General features: G+C 64.4%; 16 protein-coding genes. 8 read left to right on the top strand and 8 right to left on the bottom strand.

What is annotated here, in order from left to right; genetic code table 11:
* Window positions 1–110: 110 nt before the first annotated feature.
* Window positions 111–701: a TetR family transcriptional regulator gene (locus tag DRF71_RS25650; protein WP_232831696.1), complete on the top strand. Its 591-nt coding sequence runs from the start codon at window positions 111–113 to the stop codon at window positions 699–701.
* A gap of 26 nt (window positions 702–727) precedes the next feature.
* Here DRF71_RS25650 and DRF71_RS25655 read toward each other — a convergent pair whose 3' ends face one another.
* The 5 genes from DRF71_RS25655 to DRF71_RS25675 all read right to left on the bottom strand — a co-directional run bounded on the left by DRF71_RS25655 (window position 728) and on the right by DRF71_RS25675 (window position 5,964).
* Window positions 728–1,708 (bottom strand): endonuclease/exonuclease/phosphatase family protein, encoded by a 981-nt coding sequence (locus DRF71_RS25655; protein ID WP_198672383.1) that lies wholly within the window; start codon window positions 1,706–1,708, stop codon window positions 728–730.
* Window positions 1,705–2,790 (bottom strand): sn-glycerol-3-phosphate import ATP-binding protein UgpC, encoded by a 1,086-nt coding sequence (locus DRF71_RS25660; protein WP_112313293.1) that lies wholly within the window; start codon window positions 2,788–2,790, stop codon window positions 1,705–1,707. The genes DRF71_RS25655 and DRF71_RS25660 overlap by 4 nt, the downstream gene beginning before the upstream one ends.
* Window positions 2,790–3,632 carry an ABC transporter permease subunit gene (locus DRF71_RS25665; protein WP_112313294.1) on the bottom strand — a complete coding sequence of 281 codons (843 nt, stop codon included), beginning with the start codon at window positions 3,630–3,632 and terminating at the stop codon, window positions 2,790–2,792. The genes DRF71_RS25660 and DRF71_RS25665 overlap by 1 nt, the downstream gene beginning before the upstream one ends.
* A 4-nt stretch (window positions 3,633–3,636) precedes the next feature.
* A complete protein-coding gene (locus DRF71_RS25670) occupies window positions 3,637–4,560 on the bottom strand; it encodes a carbohydrate ABC transporter permease (RefSeq protein WP_198672384.1) in 924 nt (307 codons plus the stop codon).
* A gap of 108 nt (window positions 4,561–4,668) precedes the next feature.
* Window positions 4,669–5,964: an extracellular solute-binding protein gene (locus DRF71_RS25675; RefSeq protein WP_112313367.1), complete on the bottom strand. Its 1,296-nt coding sequence runs from the start codon at window positions 5,962–5,964 to the stop codon at window positions 4,669–4,671.
* Between the two features lie 976 nt (window positions 5,965–6,940).
* Between DRF71_RS25675 and DRF71_RS25680 the strand changes: the two genes are divergently transcribed.
* From DRF71_RS25680 to DRF71_RS25700, 5 genes are all read left to right on the top strand, one after another.
* Window positions 6,941–7,123, top strand: coding sequence for a hypothetical protein (locus DRF71_RS25680; protein ID WP_157971288.1), 183 nt, complete (start codon window positions 6,941–6,943; stop codon window positions 7,121–7,123).
* Complete coding sequence (locus DRF71_RS25685; RefSeq protein WP_112313297.1) at window positions 7,120–7,521, top strand: SDR family oxidoreductase; 402 nt, start codon at window positions 7,120–7,122, stop codon at window positions 7,519–7,521. The genes DRF71_RS25680 and DRF71_RS25685 overlap by 4 nt, the downstream gene beginning before the upstream one ends.
* 81 nt (window positions 7,522–7,602) lie before the next feature.
* Window positions 7,603–8,493 (top strand): DMT family transporter, encoded by an 891-nt coding sequence (locus tag DRF71_RS25690; protein ID WP_112313298.1) that lies wholly within the window; start codon window positions 7,603–7,605, stop codon window positions 8,491–8,493.
* A gap of 63 nt (window positions 8,494–8,556) precedes the next feature.
* The gene (locus DRF71_RS25695) at window positions 8,557–9,276 is read left to right on the top strand and encodes a L,D-transpeptidase (protein WP_198672386.1); all 720 of its coding nucleotides are present in this window, start codon (window positions 8,557–8,559) and stop codon (window positions 9,274–9,276) included.
* Window positions 9,277–9,363: 87 nt separating this feature from the next.
* On the top strand, window positions 9,364–9,939 hold the full coding sequence (locus DRF71_RS25700; protein WP_112313299.1) for a L,D-transpeptidase: 576 nt from the start codon (window positions 9,364–9,366) through the stop codon (window positions 9,937–9,939).
* Window positions 9,940–9,944: 5 nt separating this feature from the next.
* Here DRF71_RS25700 and DRF71_RS25705 read toward each other — a convergent pair whose 3' ends face one another.
* From DRF71_RS25705 to DRF71_RS25715, 3 genes are all read right to left on the bottom strand, one after another.
* Window positions 9,945–11,315, bottom strand: coding sequence for an ATP-binding protein (locus DRF71_RS25705; RefSeq protein WP_112313300.1), 1,371 nt, complete (start codon window positions 11,313–11,315; stop codon window positions 9,945–9,947).
* On the bottom strand, window positions 11,315–11,995 hold the full coding sequence (locus DRF71_RS25710; RefSeq protein WP_112313301.1) for a response regulator: 681 nt from the start codon (window positions 11,993–11,995) through the stop codon (window positions 11,315–11,317). Before DRF71_RS25710 ends, DRF71_RS25705 begins: the two co-directional genes overlap by 1 nt.
* 79 nt (window positions 11,996–12,074) lie before the next feature.
* The gene (locus DRF71_RS25715; RefSeq protein ID WP_198672387.1) at window positions 12,075–14,009 is read right to left on the bottom strand and encodes a potassium transporter Kup; all 1,935 of its coding nucleotides are present in this window, start codon (window positions 14,007–14,009) and stop codon (window positions 12,075–12,077) included.
* A gap of 217 nt (window positions 14,010–14,226) precedes the next feature.
* Between DRF71_RS25715 and DRF71_RS25720 the strand changes: the two genes are divergently transcribed.
* Window positions 14,227–15,690, top strand: a complete 1,464-nt coding sequence (locus DRF71_RS25720) for a sensor histidine kinase (RefSeq protein WP_198672388.1) — start codon at window positions 14,227–14,229, stop codon at window positions 15,688–15,690.
* Window positions 15,687–16,376 (top strand): response regulator transcription factor, encoded by a 690-nt coding sequence (locus tag DRF71_RS25725; protein ID WP_112313304.1) that lies wholly within the window; start codon window positions 15,687–15,689, stop codon window positions 16,374–16,376. Before DRF71_RS25720 ends, DRF71_RS25725 begins: the two co-directional genes overlap by 4 nt.
* Window positions 16,377–16,429 lie beyond the last annotated feature (53 nt).

Genomic DNA, 16,429 nt, shown 5'->3' on the forward strand with positions numbered 1-16,429 from the left:
AGGTTTGTTCTGGTCGTATGTCCAAGTTGAACGCATGTCCAGCTTGTTTTTGCGCCATGACCTGATAAAATGAATGAAATGCTGAAATCGGAGGCAGTGATTTGGCCTATATGTCGCGCGAGGCACGGCGCGAGCAGATTATGAATGCTGTGGTTGAACTTGTGGCGCAGGAGGGACTTGCGGCGGCCACGGTGCGGCGCATTGCCTGCCAGTTGCAGTGTTCGCCCGGCCAGATCCACCACCATTTCGATTCGGCCGAAGCGCTGCGCGCCGAGGCCGTGCGTGAGGTCTGGAGCCGGCTGGAGCCGCAGCTGGTGACCGCTTTGCGCAAATTGCCGCCGCGCGAAAGGCTGGTCACGGTGCTGTCGGGCTGCAAGGCGCAGATCCTTGGCGAGGACAATCCGCTGCTGATGGTTGCCGAGCGGCTCTGGAGCGAGGCCTGGGAGACGCGGCGCGATTCCGCAGTGCGAGTGGCGATTGTCGAAGGCGTCGGCAAGATGCGCAACGAGATTTGCGCCAGCCTGTCCGAGGGCGTGGCGGCAGGGGATTTCCCGGCCGGCATGGATGTGCCGCGGATGTCACTTCTGCTGATCGCCGCCTCGCAGGGCTTTGATTTTCTGGAAGAAGTCGGGATCGAGAACGAACTTGGCATCGACAAACGCAGCTATATCGAGGAAGTGCTGCGCCGCGAGGGGCTCTGAGGCCCGGGGCTGTGAGCCCGAAGGCCTCAGCCGAGGCCGCTGATCTCGATCAGGATCATGTCGTGATCCGAGAGCGGCCTCCCGTCGGGATCGGTCGATTCCACGATCCAGGACCGCGCGACCTGCAATCCGCGCGTCAGGAACCAATCAAGCTTCATCGCACGGTCCGGCCAGCGGGTGATCAGGCTGGGGCGGGTGGTCATCTGACCCTCCGGCCCGCCATGGCTGGTAAAGCCGCGTGACCCGGCAAGGCCGAACAGTGTCTCGGCCTGCCAGCCGCCCGCGATATGGTTGCCGGTGTTCAGATCGCCGCCGATCAGCGCCGGCAGGCCGGGAAAGCGCTGGTCGATCAGGTCGATGATCGCGCTCATCTGCGCTGCGCGGCCCGATGCGGTGCTGACGCTTTCAAGATGGGTCGAGACCATGACCACCGGGCCGTCAACCGTCGTGATCAGGCCACCAATCGCGATGCGTTCCCCAAGGCGCGGCTGGTCGCCGCCATCGAGAAACCAGTGCCGCTCACCCGGCAGGCGCAAGAGGAAAGGGTGTTCAAAACCGGCAAGGCTCAGCGCGGCATTGCCGTGAAATCCGCGTGCATTGTGGTCATCACGGCAGAAATCGCGTTCGGTTTCCGAGCCGAGGCCGAGTTCCAGAAACTCAACGCCGTAAAGGTAATCCATGCCAAGCGCTTCGGCGAGATCTGCGGTGGTGTGGCGCTGGCCGGTGCGGGCCATGCCGTCATCCATCTCGGAGAGCAACACCACAGCCGCACCGCTGGTCGCGATCTTTGCAGCGCTGGCAGCGGAAAACAGACAGCGTTCGAGATTCCAGGCCGCGACGGTCAGCGGAAAGCCCGGCGCGACCCCGGTGCCGGTGCCGCCGGCCTCGATCCCGGTCATAGCGGGCAGACGGGCGAGATACGCGTCATGCATCGCGACACTGCGGGGCAGGGCGCGGATCTCGTCGCCGGTGCCTTCCGGTGGCAGAGGCAGGCGTGGCAGGATCATGCGGTCTCCGTCACGGCGAGGCCCGGGCGCGCGGCAGTGGCGATGCGCCTGCCCGAGGTGGTGTCGAACAGATGCAGCCTGGCCGCCGCCACCGAGAGGCGCATCTCGCTGCCGACCGGTACGGCGGGATCAAGGGCCAGAACCACGGGCTGGCCCTCGATATGGCCATGGACCAGGCGCTGCGCCCCCAGCTCCTCGATGAAATCAGGACGGAAGGGCAGGCCGGTGGCGGCAGGGGTCAGGTCTTCGGCGCGGATCCCCAGTGTCACCGCTCCCCTTGCTGCCGGCAGATGGCCCAGCTCGATCACCGAAGTGCCAAGCCGCAGCCGCGCGCCCTCAAGCCCGGCATCCAACAAATTCATCGCCGGCGAGCCGATGAAAGAGGCCACAAAGGTCGAGGCCGGCCGGTGATAGATGTCAAGCGGCGCCCCCACCTGCTCGATCCGGCCACCGTTCAGCACGACCAGCCGGTCGGCCAGCGTCATCGCCTCAAGCTGGTCATGGGTGACGTAAAGCGCAGTGGTGCCGAGGCGCTTTTGCAGCCGACGGATCTCGCCCCGCATGGTGACGCGCAGTTTCGCATCCAGATTGGAGAGCGGCTCGTCGAAGAGGAACGCGGAGGGCTGGCGCACCACCGCGCGGCCCATCGCAACCCGCTGGCGCTGGCCACCCGAAAGCGCGCGGGGCTTGCGGTCGAGATAGGGGCCAAGCTCCAGCATCCTGGCCGCTTCGGCCACCCGCGTCTCGATCTCTGCCTTCGGTGTGCGGCGGTTCTTCAGCCCGTAAGCCATGTTTTCCCGCACCGTCATATGCGGATAGAGCGCGTAATTCTGGAACACCATCGCAATGTCACGGTCGGCGGGATCGAGGCGGTTCACCACCCGATCCCCGATCCTCACCTCGCCGCCCGAGATGTCTTCCAGCCCCGCCACCATGCGCAAAAGCGTCGACTTGCCGCAGCCCGAGGGGCCAACCAGCACGATAAACTCGCCATCGCGGATCGAAAGATTGATCCCCGTGACCGAAGGCGCGGGCGCCCCCGGATAGGTTTTCGACACATCGGTAATCGTGATCGAGGCCATTATTTATCGCTTTCCGTCAGGCCCTTGATGAACCAGCGCTGGAACACCACCACCACGATCACGGGCGGCAGCAGCGCCAGAACGGCAAGGGCGAAGGCTTCGTTGTAATCGGGGATCTGGCTGCCGATCCAGACCTGGAGGATCTGCTTGATGCCGCGCATCAGGGTGAAGAAGCGTTCCTCGGTCGTCATCAGCATCGGCCAGAGATACTGATTCCAGCCATAGACGAACATGATGATGAAGATCGCCGCCATCATGGTTTTCGAGAGCGGGATCAGGACGTCCCACAGAAATTTCCACGGGCCGGCACCGTCGATGCGGGCGGCCTCCAGCAACTCATCCGGGACGGATTTGAAGAACTGGCGAAAATAGAACGTTCCGGTGGCCGAGGCCAGCAGCGGCACGATCAGCCCGGTATAACTGTTCAGCAGCCCCAGCGAGGACATGACCTGGTAAGAGGGCATGATGCGGACTTCCAATGGCAACAATAGCGTCGTGAAGATGATCCAGAACAGGAATGTCGCGAAACGGAACCGGAAATAGACCAGCGCATAAGCGGCGGCCATCGAAAGCACGATCTTGCCCACCGCAAAGCCGACGCCAAGAATCAGCGAGTTCATCAGCATGGTCATGCCGGTGACCTGGCCGGTGAATCCGCCCTGACGGGTCAGCACGGTCTGATAGGTCTCGACCGCGTTGTCACCCGGGGTGAGGTAAAGGCCATTCATATGGATATCGACCGCCGAATGGGTCGAGGTCATCACGGCGACCAGGACCGGCACGCACATGAACAGCGTGCCAAGGATCAGGATGAGGTGGTCAAAGGGTCGGATCCGGTTCATCGCCTCACCCGTAATGCACGCGGCGTTCCAGCCAGCGGAACTGGATCAGCGTCAGGACCAGCACGATCACCATCAGGATCACCGATTGCGCCGCCGATCCGCCAATATCATTGCCGCGGAAGCCGTCATTATAGACCTTGTACACAAGGGTCAGCGGGTTGTTCGCGGGCTTGTCCTTCACCATCACGTCGATCACTGCGAAAGTGTCGAACAGCGCGTAAGTGATGTTGATGATCAGCAGGAAAAACGCGGTCGGCGCCAGCAAGGGCAGGATCGCGGTGCGGAACCTTGTGAACCCGTTGCGGCAGTCGATCACCGACGCTTCGCGGACGCTTGCCGGGATCCCCTGCAGGCCCGAAAGGAAGAAGATGAAGTTGTAGGGCACCTGCTTCCAGACAGAGACCAGGATCATCGCAAAGGCGGTATCCCAGTAATTGATGCCGACCTTCATGTCATAGCCGAACCAGGCGGCAAGCTGGACGAAGGGTCCGATATGCTGGTCAAACAGCATCATCCCCATCAGCCCGGCAACCGGCGGCGCGATGGCATAGACCGCGATCAGCGCGGTGCGATAAGCGGTGCGGCCCCGGATCACTTTATCGGCCTTGACGGCGAACAAGAGCCCCAGCCCCAGCGAAAACCCGGTTACCAGAACCGTGAACAGCGCGGTAAATCCCGCGATCCGCTGATACTCCGCCGATCCGAGCGCGTCCTTGTAATTGTCGAGCCCGACAAAGGTGGCGCCAAAGCCGAACGGGTCTTCGATATAGAAGGATGAGGTGATCGCCTGGACCGAGGGCCAGTAGAAAAATACGAAAATCACCGCCAGCTGCGGCGCCAGAAACAGCCAGGGCAGCAAGGGCTGATCGAACTGAACAGGTTTCGCGGGCGCGGCCCTGGCGGGGCGGGACAGCCAGCGCCGGATCATTCCGGCAGATTTCATGGGTTGGGCGGCGTCACTCATCAGTGGCCTTTACGGGCGGAAACAGCGAGACCGGGCCCGCTTCGCGCAGGCCCGGCTGTCTACAAAAAGGGGTCAGCCAGAGGTTTTGGCGAAGCGCGCCAACAGCGCGTTGCCCTCGGTTTCGATCGCCTTGAACGCGTCTTCCACCGTGGTCTCGCCCGAGAAGATCTTGTTGAATTCACGCTCTTCGATCACGCGGATCTGCGGGTAAAAGCCGAGGCGGTAGCCTTTCGACCATTCGCCTTGCGGCAGCATCAGCTGCTGGATGCCCACTTCGGCGACCGGATTCTTTTCATACCAGCCATCCGCCTTCGATTTCTCATAGGCGGCCTTGGTGATCGCGACATAGCCGGTGGCCTGGTGATAGAAGGCCTGGATCTCGGTCGAGGTCAGGAAGCTGAAGAAATCGGCCGAGCATTTGTTCTGATCATCGGGCTTGCCGGCCATCGCAAACAGTGCCGCACCGCCAATAAAGGTCGATTTATTGCCGTCGGCCACGGTCTCGTCATAGGGCATGAGGGTTGCCGAGAAGGGCATGGTTGCCGTCTTCGACAGCCCGCCGAACGAGCCCGAAGAGCCGATCCACATCGCAACCTTGCCCTCCTCGAACGGCTTCTGGTTATCGGCCCAGCCGGCGCCGTAGAACCCGAACAGCTCTTCGGAATGCCAGGTCTTCACCCGGTTCCAGAAAGCGATCATCTCGGGCGCGGTGGCGCGCAATTCGGTGCCGTCAAAGCCGTCATAGCCATTCACATTGCTGGCCATCTGCACATTGTTGCGCGAGTAGTAGTTTTCAAAGAACATCCAGGTCAGCTGGCTGGCGGTCAGCGGGATATAGCCCGCCTCTTTCAGCTTCGGCGCCACGGCTTCGAACTCGGCCCAGGTTTTCGGGGCCTCAACCCCGGCTTTCGCGAAAGCCTCGGTGTTGAGATACATGATCGGCGCCGAAGAGTTGAACGGCATGCCGATGAACTTGCCTTCGGCATCGGCGTAGAAATAGCGGATGCCGTCGATAAAGGCTTCGCGGTCAAAGGTATAACCGTTCTGGGTCAGCAGATCCTCGGCCGGGATGGTGGCACCTTTGGCATTGATGATCGTCGCGGCACCGGCGTCAAACACCTGCAGGATATTCGGCTGCCCGCCCGAGCGGAACGCGGCGATGCCGGAGGCCAGCGCCTCTTCATAAGTGCCTTTGGAAACCGGAGTGATGGCGCAGGCCGATTGCGCTGCGTTGAATTTCTCGGCGACCTGGTTGATCACTTGCTCATTGGCGCCGCCCATGCCGTGCCACCAGGTAATCTGGACCGGGTTGGCAAAGGCCGGGGCTGCGGTTGCCAGCAGTGCCAGCGCGGGAAGGACTTTTTTCATCGCAAGGTTCCTCATCGGGAAGATGGGCGGACCCTGGCGGGGCTTTGTAACGCCTGCACTGCAATGGCGCAGCAGTTTCGCGACAATCCGGCCGCACCCCGGTTTGAGGCCTGGCAAGTGGTTCAGAACTGATCACCCCGGCATCCACATTAAGGGTCTGGCCGGTGATCCAGGCCGCGTCACCTGGTACCAGAATCGCCATCAGTGCGCCTGGACCCACTTCCCCCCGGATCCGGCTCCGGTCGCGGCATGATGCCGCGTATAGAGGAAACTCTGCCGCGCCTGGCCGGATGCGGTGTTGATCGGCCACCCTTTGTGCCGCTGGCGCGGAAGCGCTTCACCGCCTCCTCGCAGCAGAGAAAAATACCTCAGGTGTTCAGATCGCGATGCAGATCCCATTCGCGGCCGCCCGGATCCTCGACTTTTTCGATGGTGAAGACCCCCGCATTCCACGCCGGGGCAGACAGCACCCAGTCTTCGCCTCAACACAGGCGTAAGCCTCTCAAGCCTGTTTCCGGGGGGCTTCGCCCTGGTTCCCGCCGCGATGTCGGGCGTATAGGTCTCGATCACGGTGACGGCGCCGCTGGCGCCTTTCCGGGGCGAAACAGGTGGCGACATCCGCGCCCGATCCGCTTAGTGCCCCTGCACCCTGAACCGCTTGCAGAACGACATCCGGGGCATGGCGATCTCTCAGGCAAAGCGGCAGGGTGTGATCGGGATCCGCTATGGCGAATGCCAGCATATTCATAGGGATACTGGCACCGCATTCAATCGCGACGCGCCCGACAACGTCTGGTCTGTGTCGAGGGATACCGGATGATCGGGATCGCCAGGACACGAAGACTGAACGCGCGACCGTTGATCCCTGACGCGCCCACCGCAGCGTCTGGCTGCGTCTGGCTGCGTCTGGCTGCGTCTGGCTGCGTCTGGCTGCGTCTGGCTGCGTCTGGCTGCGTCTGGCTGCGAAGAGATGCAATTGCCGTTTCACCTCGTCAAACGGCTGAAGGCCGATGGCGGCGGCATTCTCTATATCCCGCACCGGCTGGATGAGATCCACCAGATCATTGAAGCGCTGGCCGCCCGCCCGCTGGAGCGTATGTTCCCCGGCATGCCGGAACCCGGTGAGGATGTGGTGCCGGCAACACCTTCCGCGACGTGAATTCCAGGTGCGGCGCGATCCTTTGGCATTGCCGGGCTGATGGGCGCGGGTCGGTCATCAACATCGTCTCTATGTCAGGGATGATCGTCAATCGCAGCCTGTCGCAATGCCATTACAACGTCTCGAAAGCCGGGATCCCGCTGTCGAAATCCATGGCGATGGACCGGGTGATGCGCGGCCTGCGGGTCAACACCGTCTCGCCAGGCTATACCGCCACGCCGACGAACACCCACCCCGACAGCGTGCATCAGACCAGATTGTTCGGGGCTGGTCCGCTGATCGGGCGCATGGCTTCGGTCGATGAAATGGTCGGGCCGGCGGTCTTCCTGCTCCGAGAGCCGGCGCGCTATGTCACCGGCGTCAATCTGCTGGTCGGTCACGGTTTCTGCTGCTGGTAAGCGGGCTTGTCTTTGCCGGGCGGGTAAGACAGAAATCGCGGCAACGGCGCTGAATGACCAGGCCGGACCCGGATCACCAATATGCAAAGCCCCGACGCCCGCAATCGTCTCGCCCTGCCGGGGCTGCTGCTTGGCGGCGTGCTGATCGGCTGTTCGCCGATCTGGGTGCGGCTGTCCGAGGTCGGTTCGGTCTCGACCGCCTTCTGGCGGCTGGCGCTGGCACTGATCCCGCTGCTGCTGCTGGCCGGGCGGGAACGGGCAGGCGGTGCGACCCGGCCCAAAGGACTTGCCGATATAATCACCATCAGCCTGCCCGGAGTGATTCTTGGCGCCGAGCTGGTGGCCTGGCATATCTCGCTGAATCTGACTTCGGTGGCGAATTCGACGCTGCTGGTGAATATGGCGCCGGTATTTGTCGCGCTATTCGCCTGGATCGCGCTGCGAAAACCCCCCGGAGCGCTGTTTGCGCTGGCCCTTGCGGTGACGATCTTCGGTGTCGTCGTGCTGAAGGGCGGGCCGACCGCACTGGGCGAGGGTGATCTCAGGGGCGACGCGGTGGCGATCTTCGCCGCCATGCTTTACGCCGCCTATATCCTGATGCTGGGCCGCGCGCGGCAGCGTTTCGCGACCGGCACCATCATGCTGTGGAGCACCGTCGCCGCGGCCCTCGCCGTCTTCCCCTTCGCGCTGATCACCGAGCCGATGCTGATTCCGTTGAGCCTTGCCGGCTGGGCTGTGCTGCTTGGCCTGTCATGGATCAGCCAGGCCGGCGGCCAGAGCCTGATCGCCTGGGCGCTGGCCTTCCTGCCCGCGACCTTCTCGTCGCTGACGCTTTTGTTGCAGCCGGTGATTGCCGCATTGCTGGCCTGGGTGGTGCTGGATGAAGCACTGACGCTTTCCCAGGCGCTTGGGGGCGTGATCGTGCTTTGTGGCATATGGATCGCACGTGCGGCACAGATGCGACAGCTGTGAGGCATTTAAGCTCTGGTTAAGGTATGCGGGCAAGATCCGCCCGAAATATTCCGGAGTAGTCCCATGCCCAACCTGTCCGGCGCCGCCTTTCTTGCGCTGTCGCTCTTTGCCATGACCGCCTGTGTGCCGGTCGAGCCGACGCCCACCGACCCGGCCGCCGCCGCTGCGGCCGCCGAGGCAAAGGCCGAAACCGCGCGCGCCGAGGCGCAAAGGCGCATCGCCTTTGCCCCGGTCAGCGGCGATGTGGCCGAGATGTATGCCGCGCGCGAGGATGGCGGCCAGATGATCGCCGGCATCGACCCGGCAAAGATGAACCCGGATCATGTCCGCCGTGTGATCGCATTCCAGACCGAAGAGGCTCCGGGCACCATCATCGTCGATCAGGGTGCCCGCGTGCTTTACTTCGTGATGCCCGAAGGCAAGGCGCTGCGCTATGCGATCGGCGTCGGCCCGGATGCGATGCGTTTTGACGGTGGCGATGCGATCATCGACCGCAAACAGGCCTGGCCGCGCTGGATCCCCACCGCCGATATGGTGAAACGCAATCCGGGCCGCTACCTGCAATTTAAGGACGGAGTGCCGGGCGGTATCTCGAATCCGCTGGGCGCGCGCGCACTTTATATGCAGAAAGACGGGCGCGACACCTATTACCGGGTGCATGGCACCAATGACCCTTCCTCGGTGGGCCGTGCGGTTTCGGCAGGCTGTATCCGGATGCTGAACCAGGATGTGATTGATCTTCACGCCAGAGTGAGCATCGGCGCGAAAATCGTGGTGCGCTGAGGCTGATGTCTTAAGCTCCGGTTAAGGCCGGGGAGTGATCGGGGCAATCAGGGGCGGCAAACGCCCGTGACTGTAAGGAGAGCAGAGATGAGCGATACCCAAATGCGCCGCCGGGCACTGCTGACCGGTGCCGCCGCGTTTGCCACCCTGGCGATGCCGGCGGTGCTGCGCGCCGAGAGCCAGGCATTGCCGGCCTATCCGCGGCACAATTCCTCGGGTTTCCGGATGCAGGACTGGCGCGACCATTTCGACAGCCTCGGCTCGGGGGTGATCGTCGCCGATTTCACCTCACGGGCGCTGCATTACTGGTCGGGGGACGGGACGGATTACCGCCTGTACCCCACGTCGGTGCCGTTGACCGAAGAGCTGACCAAACGCGGCTATACCGAGGTGGTCCGCAAGAAAGTCGGACCGTCCTGGACCCCCACCGCCGATATGCGCCGCCGCGACCCGTCGCTGCCGGCCTTCCTGCCGCCGGGCAAGGACAATCCGTTGGGGACACATGCGATGTATCTCAGCTGGCCCGCCTATCTGATCCATGGCACCCATGACACGAGGAAGATCGGGCGGCCGTCCTCCTCTGGCTGTATCGGGCTTTACAATGAGCATATCCAGCAGCTTTTCGCCGTGGTGCCGATAGGCACCCGCGTGCGGATCATCTGACCGGATCAGGCGGCGGGCAGGATCAGCTCTGCCCGTTCGCCACCGCCGTCCCGCGGCGAGAGGCTGAGCCTGCCGCCCATCCGTTCCATCACCGCCGCAACGATTGCAAGCCCCAGCCCGCTGCCCTGCCCCGAAGGGCTTGAGGCGCCGCGCCAGAACCGCTCGGTCACATGGGCACGGTCGGAGGCCAAAATGCCGGGGCCACGGTCCAGCACGGTGAAGCGGACCTCTTGTGTATCGCAGGCCATGCTGGCCTCGACCACAGCCCCGGGGGGCGAGGCGAGGATCGCATTTTCGATCAGATTGCGCAAAGCCGGAGCCAGCAGCATCGCCTGGCGGGTGCGCCAGAGCCCGGTCGCAGCCCTGGTCTCAAGCCCCACACCGCGCTGCGCGGCCAGTCCGTGCAACCCCTCGGCCAGATCGGCCAGCAGCCGGGCGCCATCCTGTTCCGGCCCGCTTTCACCGCTGGTCTCGGCGGCATTCTCGGCCGCCGTCATATCCAGCAGCTGGCGCACCATGCGGTCAGTCCTGGCCACCCCGGTCGAGATCTGCGCCAAAGCGCGGTTGCGGGTCGCCTCATCCGGCGCAATCGTCGCGATTTGCGCCTGGGTCTTCAGCCCCGCCAGCGGCGTCTTCAGCTCATGCGCGGCAAAGGCGGTGAAGCTGCGTTCCCGCTCGCGGGCGGAGTTCACCCGGCGAAACAGCCCGTTCAGCGCCGAAACCATCGGGCGCAGCTCACGCGGCCCGGGCGGCAGATCAAGGGCCGAAAGATCGGTCGCCGGTCGCGCCGCCAGCCCCCGCGCCAACCGGTCAAGCGGCGCGAGACCGCGCCCCACCGCGAACCAGATCAGCGCCGCCAGCACCGGCAAAATGGCCAGAGCCGGCGCCAGCAGACCCAGAATCACGCCACGCACCAGCCGCTCGCGCATCGAAAGCGCATCGCCGACCATCACGCGGACCCCCAGTTCGGTGTCGATATGGGAATAGACCCGCCAGGTCTCTCCCTCGACCTCGCGTTCGGAAAACCCGGCCGCATCATCGGCCAGCCGCGCCCTGGGCGCCCCGTCGGATTCGCTTTTCAGCCGGCCGTCAAAGCCCCAGACCTGACAGATCAGCTCATGCGAATAGCCCTCGGGGCCGCCTTCGGGCAGGATATGCGGCCGGGGATGCGCCAGTTTCTCCACCGCCTCGCCGACCACACCGCCATTCCGCGCAATCAGCGAGGCCACCATATGTGCGGATTCCTGCAGCCGGCGGTCCAGCACATGATTGACCTCCATTCGGGTCGAATACTGGATCCAGATCACGGCCGAGAGCCAGACCACCCCGGTCGCCGCCATCAGGATCAGGAAAAGCCGCATCCGGATCGAGGACATCACGCCTGCCCCCCGGGCGATGTCCCGGGTGCCAGCCGGTAGCCCGCGCCCCGCACCGTCTCGATGAAATCGGGGCCGAGCTTTGCGCGGAGTTTGTGGATATGCACTTCGACCGTGTTCGAGCCGACCTCTTCCTGCCAGCCATAAAGCCGGTCCTCAAGGAAAGCCTTGCCGAGGATCGCGCCGGGGCGCTCCATCAGGGCCTGGATCAGGGTGAATTCGCGGTTCGGAAAGACCACTTCGCGCCCGCCGATCGTGCCGCGCATCCGCGCCGGGTCGAGCGTCAGCCCGTTCCAGCTGAGCACGCCTTCGGCCCGGCCCTGGCGGCGCCTGAGGATCGCGCGCAGCCGTGCCGCCAGCTCGTCCAGCTCGAACGGTTTGCCGAGATAATCATCCGCCCCGGCATCAAGCCCCGCGACCTTGTCTTCCAGCCGGTCGCGGGCGGTCAGCAAAAGGACCGGCAGGTCGCTTTCCTCTGCCCGCATCTCGCGCAACAGCCCCAGCCCCGAGCCATCGGGCAGCATCAGGTCCAGTACCATCGCCTCGAAACTGCCCGCCGCCAGCGCCACACGGGCATCAGAAACCGAGCCCACCGCATCGGGCGAGAATCCGGCCAGCCGCAGCCCGACGCTGAGCCCGTCGCGCAAAAGGTCGTCATCCTCGACAATCAGGATCCGCATCACATCCCCGCATTTCCACCGGTGGCAATGCCCGGCCCGGACTAAGCCATATTTAAGCCGGGCGTGGGAAGGGCACCAGTCACAGGCTTACCTGGGTGCCGATCTCGACCACCCGGCCGGCGGGAATGCGGAAGTAATCCTGGGCGCTGGCGGAATTGCGCGACATCCAGATGAAAAGCCGCGCCTGCCACATCGGCATCCGGGGCCGGACCGAGGGGCGCAGGCTGCGCCGCGACAGGATGAACGAGGTGGACATGATGTCGAATTTCAGCCCCTTCTGCCGCGCCAGCAGTAAGGCGCGCGGCACGTCGGGGTCTTCGGCATACCCGTAATGCAGAAGGATGCGGCGAAAGCCGGGGGCGATCTCCTCCATCCGCATCCGGGTCTCGTCGCTGAGGCGCGGCAGGTCGCGGGTCACGATTGACAGGATGATATTCTGCTCATGCAAAGCGCGGAAATGCTTCAGACTGTGCAAAAGCGCGACCGGCGCCTTGTCGGGGGAGGCGGTCAGGAAGACGGCGGTGCCGGGAACCCTTGCGATGCGGTCAGAACCGAGCTTGCCGACCAGCGCATTCAACGGCAGCTGGCCCTCGCTCTCTTTGGCCAGCACGATGGCCGAGCCGCGCCGCCAGATCAGCATCACGACCAGCATCACCGCCGCCAGCGCCAGCGGCACATAGCCGCCATCCGCCACTTTCATCAGGTTCGACCCGAAGAAGACCAGTTCCAGCGCCACCAGCGGGCCAAGCACCGCAAGGATTGCGAAGGCTGGCCAGCGCCAGTGCCAGCGCACCACGACGACGGCCAGCAGCGAGGTCACCAGCATCGCGCCCGAAACCGAGATCCCATAGGCCGCCGCCAGCGCCGAAGAGCTGCCAAAGGTGATCACCAGCGCCAGCACACCGAACATCAGAAGGCCGTTGACCAGCGGAATATAGATCTGGCCCTGCTGTTCCTCGGATGTCTGGCGGATCTTCATCCTGGGCAAGAGCCGCAGCTGGATCGCCTGTTGCACCAGCGAAAACGCCCCGGTGATCACCGCCTGGGCCGCGATCACGGTGGCCATCATCGCCAGCACCACCATCGGCACCAGCATCTGCGGCGGAAACATCAGATAGAACGGGCTCTCCAGCGCCTCGGGGCGGGTCAGAAGCTCTGCCCCCTGGCCCAGGTAATTCAGCATCAGGGCCGGGAAGGTCAGGTAAAACCAGCCGATCCGGATCGGGCGGGCGCCGAAATGACCCATATCGGCGTAAAGCGCCTCGGCGCCGGTGACGGCAAGGAAGACCGAACCCAGCACCGCCAGCGCCACACCCTGATGCGTCACCAGAAAGGTCAGCGCGTGATGCGGCGACAGGGCCGCCAGCACCTCGGGCGCCTCCCAGAGCCGCCATAGCCCGCCGGTGGCCAGCACCAGGAACCACAAAAGCATGACCGGGCCGAAAAAGCGCGACACAAGGTCAGTCCCGTGTTTTTGCACCCAGAAAAGCGCGATGATCACCGCCATGGCGACGGGTTCCACGAAGGGTTCACTGCCCGGCGCGATCAGCTTCAGCCCTTCGACAGCCGACAGGACCGAGACCGCCGGCGTGATCACCGCATCACCAGAGAAAAGCGCCGCGCCAAGGATCCCCAGCACGACAAGCACCAGCCCCCGGCGCCCCCGCATCTGCCCAAGCGCGCGCTGCGCCAGCGCCAGCAGGGAAAGCGTCCCACCCTCGCCGTCATTATCGGCACGCAACAGGATCACCACATATTTGACCGAGACGATCAGCGTCAGCGTCCAGATGATCAGCGAAATCACCCCGAAGATATTCTCCGCCGGCACATGGCCGGGCCTTGCGCCGCTGGCCATCATCGCCTCGCGCAGCGCGTAAAGCGGCGAGGTGCCGATATCGCCGTAAACCACCCCCAGCACACCCAGCGTCAGCGCCGCCATCGCGGGCTTGCGCGCGACATGTGTGGCCTCGGCTGCATGATCGGCGGCAGCCGGGTCCAGCGCAATCTCTTGCATCGTCATTCTCCTGGCCGACAAGGCGCGGGCGAGGAGCAGACCCCGCACGGCCCTGCGGCCTCACAGATCTGTGCTTTGCCGTGTAAGGAAGCGATGGGGAAAGCGGCAGGCGGTATAAGGATCGCATAAAGATTGTGGACAAATCCCGGTTCCGGGGTTTCATCAGCGCATGGAGCCTGTGTTCGTTACCCCTCCCGGCCCGCGTCCGGCCGGCCCCTTGTCAAAGCGTCCGGGCCAGATCCTGGCGGCGGCGCTGGTGCTGATCCTGGTGACGGCGATTGTGGTGCCCTCGCGCGGCTGGATGAGCGAGATCATCGCGCTTTTGCTTCTCCTCATGGCGGTGCTGGTCAATGCGGCGGCCTTTGGCTTCTGGTCCGGGTTTGGATCGGCGCTGGTGGCGCTGGCGGTGTTCAACTTCTTCTTCATCGAGCCGCATTTCAGCCTGGTGGCGGCACGGCCGCAGGATATGGTCGTGCTGCTGGCCTTCCTTGCAGCGGCGGGGCTGACCGGGTTTCTCGCCGGGCGGATGCGCGAACAGGTGGACAGCGCGCGCGACCGGGCACTGGTGCTTGAGGTGCTGTCCTCGGCCAGCGGCGCACTTTCCCGCGCGACCAGTGAAGAGCAGATCCTGGAAGCCGTGATCCGCCATATCGCCACGCTGTCGGAGGCGCCGGTGGCAGCGTTGAGCCGCAATTCCGACGGGTTGCGCCCGATCCCCGGCAGCCTGGTGCCGCGCCCGGCCGATCTGCAGGCGGCGGAACAGGCGCTGGCCCGCGGCCGGGTCGAGATCGCCATCGCCGATGGCTGGACCGGCTCGCATCTGACCTTCCATCCGCTGCCCCTCGGCACCGGGGCCAGCCATGCGATCGGCCATCGCCTGCCCGAGGCGGTGGACCGCGACAGCGTCTACCGCGAGCAGGCCATCGACACCGTGCTGCACCAGGCAGAGGCGGCGCTGGAGCGGCTGGAGCTGGGCCGAAAGGCCAACACGGAACGCGAGATTTCGGACCGCCAGGCGCTGCGGGCGGCACTGCTTTCCTCGCTGTCGCATGATCTGCGCACACCGCTGGCAACCATTCTGGGCTCGGTCACCACCTTGCGCGATCTGCGGGACGGCCTGCCCCCCGAGGCGCAGGAGGACCTGCTGGGCGCCATTTCCGAAGAGGCAGGCCGCCTCGCGCGCTATGTCGAAAACCTGTTGCAGATGACGCGGCTGGTGGCGGGGTCCTCGGTCACGCTTCACCCGGTGGCGCCCGGCGATTGCGCCCGCGCCGCTGTCAGCCGGGCGCTGCGGGCTTTTCCCGATGCCAAGATCAGCGCCGATCTGCCCGAACTGCCACTGGTCATGGCCGAGGCGGGGCTGGTCGAACAGGTGATCTTCAGCCTGATCGAAAACGCGCGGCACTATGCGCCCGGGCCGATCCTCGTCACCGGCGCCACCGATGGCGACCTGATCCGGCTTGAGGTGCAGGATCAGGGGCAGGGTCTGCCCGCGCCGGTCACCCAATGGCTTGCCACCCCCGACCTGACCCGGGGCGAAGAGAAAAGCGGTCTCGGCCTGCCGATCTGCAAGGGGATCGCGCAGCTTCTGGGCGGGCGGCTTGAGGCTGTGGCCGGCCCCGGCGCGCGGCTGGCGCTGATCCTCCCCACCGCGCAATCCGCCGGGGTGCAGACCATATGAGCGCGCGCCAGCTGATCCTCGTCGTCGATGATGAGCCGCAGATCCAGCGCTTCCTCGTCCATGCGCTGAATGCCTCGGGCTATGATACCGTGCTGGCCTCGACCGGCGCCGGGGCGCTGGAGGCCGTCGCGCAGCACAGGCCCGATCTGATGGTGCTGGATCTGGGGCTGCCGGATATGAACGGCAAAACCGTTATCGAAAAGCTGCGGGCGGATACGGACCTGCCGGTGATCGTGCTGTCCGCCCATGACCAGGAGATGGAGAAGATCCTGGCGCTGGATCTCGGCGCCAATGATTTCGTGGCCAAGCCCTTCGCCATCGGCGAATTGCTGGCGCGGCTCAGGGTCTCGTTGCGGCCAAAGCGCGGGGCAGGAGCGCCGGGCCTTTTGCGCAGCGGCAATCTGACGCTTTCACGCGATCTGCGCGAGGTCACCATCGCCGGCGAGACACTGAAACTGACCCCCAAGGAATTCGACCTGCTGCTGGCCTTGCTGGAACAGCCCGACCGGATCGTGACCCATCGCCAGCTTTTGCTGCATGTCTGGGGACCGGCCCATGTCGAGGATATCGTCTATCTTCGGGTATTTATCGGGCAGCTGCGGCAAAAGCTGGAAGCGGCGGGCTTTGATGCCAGCGCGATCCGGACCGAGGCCGGCATCGGCTATCGCTGGATCAGCCCGGACTGAACCACCGCAATTCTGAATTGTATATGTGGGATTTATCGCAATCTCAGGATGTT

Source organism: Pseudogemmobacter bohemicus (genome assembly GCF_003290025.1).
In the GTDB taxonomy this organism is placed as follows: Bacteria; Pseudomonadota; Alphaproteobacteria; order Rhodobacterales; family Rhodobacteraceae; genus Pseudogemmobacter; species Pseudogemmobacter bohemicus.

Coding starts and splice junctions, on each gene's coding strand:
- DRF71_RS25650 (WP_232831696.1), top strand. CDS start 111: ATGTCGCGCGAGGCACGGCGCGAGCAGATTATGAATGCTGTGGTTGAA.
- DRF71_RS25655 (WP_198672383.1), bottom strand. CDS start 1,708: ATGATCCTGCCACGCCTGCCTCTGCCACCGGAAGGCACCGGCGACGAG.
- DRF71_RS25660 (WP_112313293.1), bottom strand. CDS start 2,790: ATGGCCTCGATCACGATTACCGATGTGTCGAAAACCTATCCGGGGGCG.
- DRF71_RS25665 (WP_112313294.1), bottom strand. CDS start 3,632: ATGAACCGGATCCGACCCTTTGACCACCTCATCCTGATCCTTGGCACG.
- DRF71_RS25670 (WP_198672384.1), bottom strand. CDS start 4,560: ATGATCCGGCGCTGGCTGTCCCGCCCCGCCAGGGCCGCGCCCGCGAAA.
- DRF71_RS25675 (WP_112313367.1), bottom strand. CDS start 5,964: ATGAAAAAAGTCCTTCCCGCGCTGGCACTGCTGGCAACCGCAGCCCCG.
- DRF71_RS25690 (WP_112313298.1), top strand. CDS start 7,603: ATGCAAAGCCCCGACGCCCGCAATCGTCTCGCCCTGCCGGGGCTGCTG.
- DRF71_RS25695 (WP_198672386.1), top strand. CDS start 8,557: ATGCCCAACCTGTCCGGCGCCGCCTTTCTTGCGCTGTCGCTCTTTGCC.
- DRF71_RS25700 (WP_112313299.1), top strand. CDS start 9,364: ATGAGCGATACCCAAATGCGCCGCCGGGCACTGCTGACCGGTGCCGCC.
- DRF71_RS25705 (WP_112313300.1), bottom strand. CDS start 11,315: ATGTCCTCGATCCGGATGCGGCTTTTCCTGATCCTGATGGCGGCGACC.
- DRF71_RS25710 (WP_112313301.1), bottom strand. CDS start 11,995: ATGCGGATCCTGATTGTCGAGGATGACGACCTTTTGCGCGACGGGCTC.
- DRF71_RS25715 (WP_198672387.1), bottom strand. CDS start 14,009: ATGCAAGAGATTGCGCTGGACCCGGCTGCCGCCGATCATGCAGCCGAG.
- DRF71_RS25725 (WP_112313304.1), top strand. CDS start 15,687: ATGAGCGCGCGCCAGCTGATCCTCGTCGTCGATGATGAGCCGCAGATC.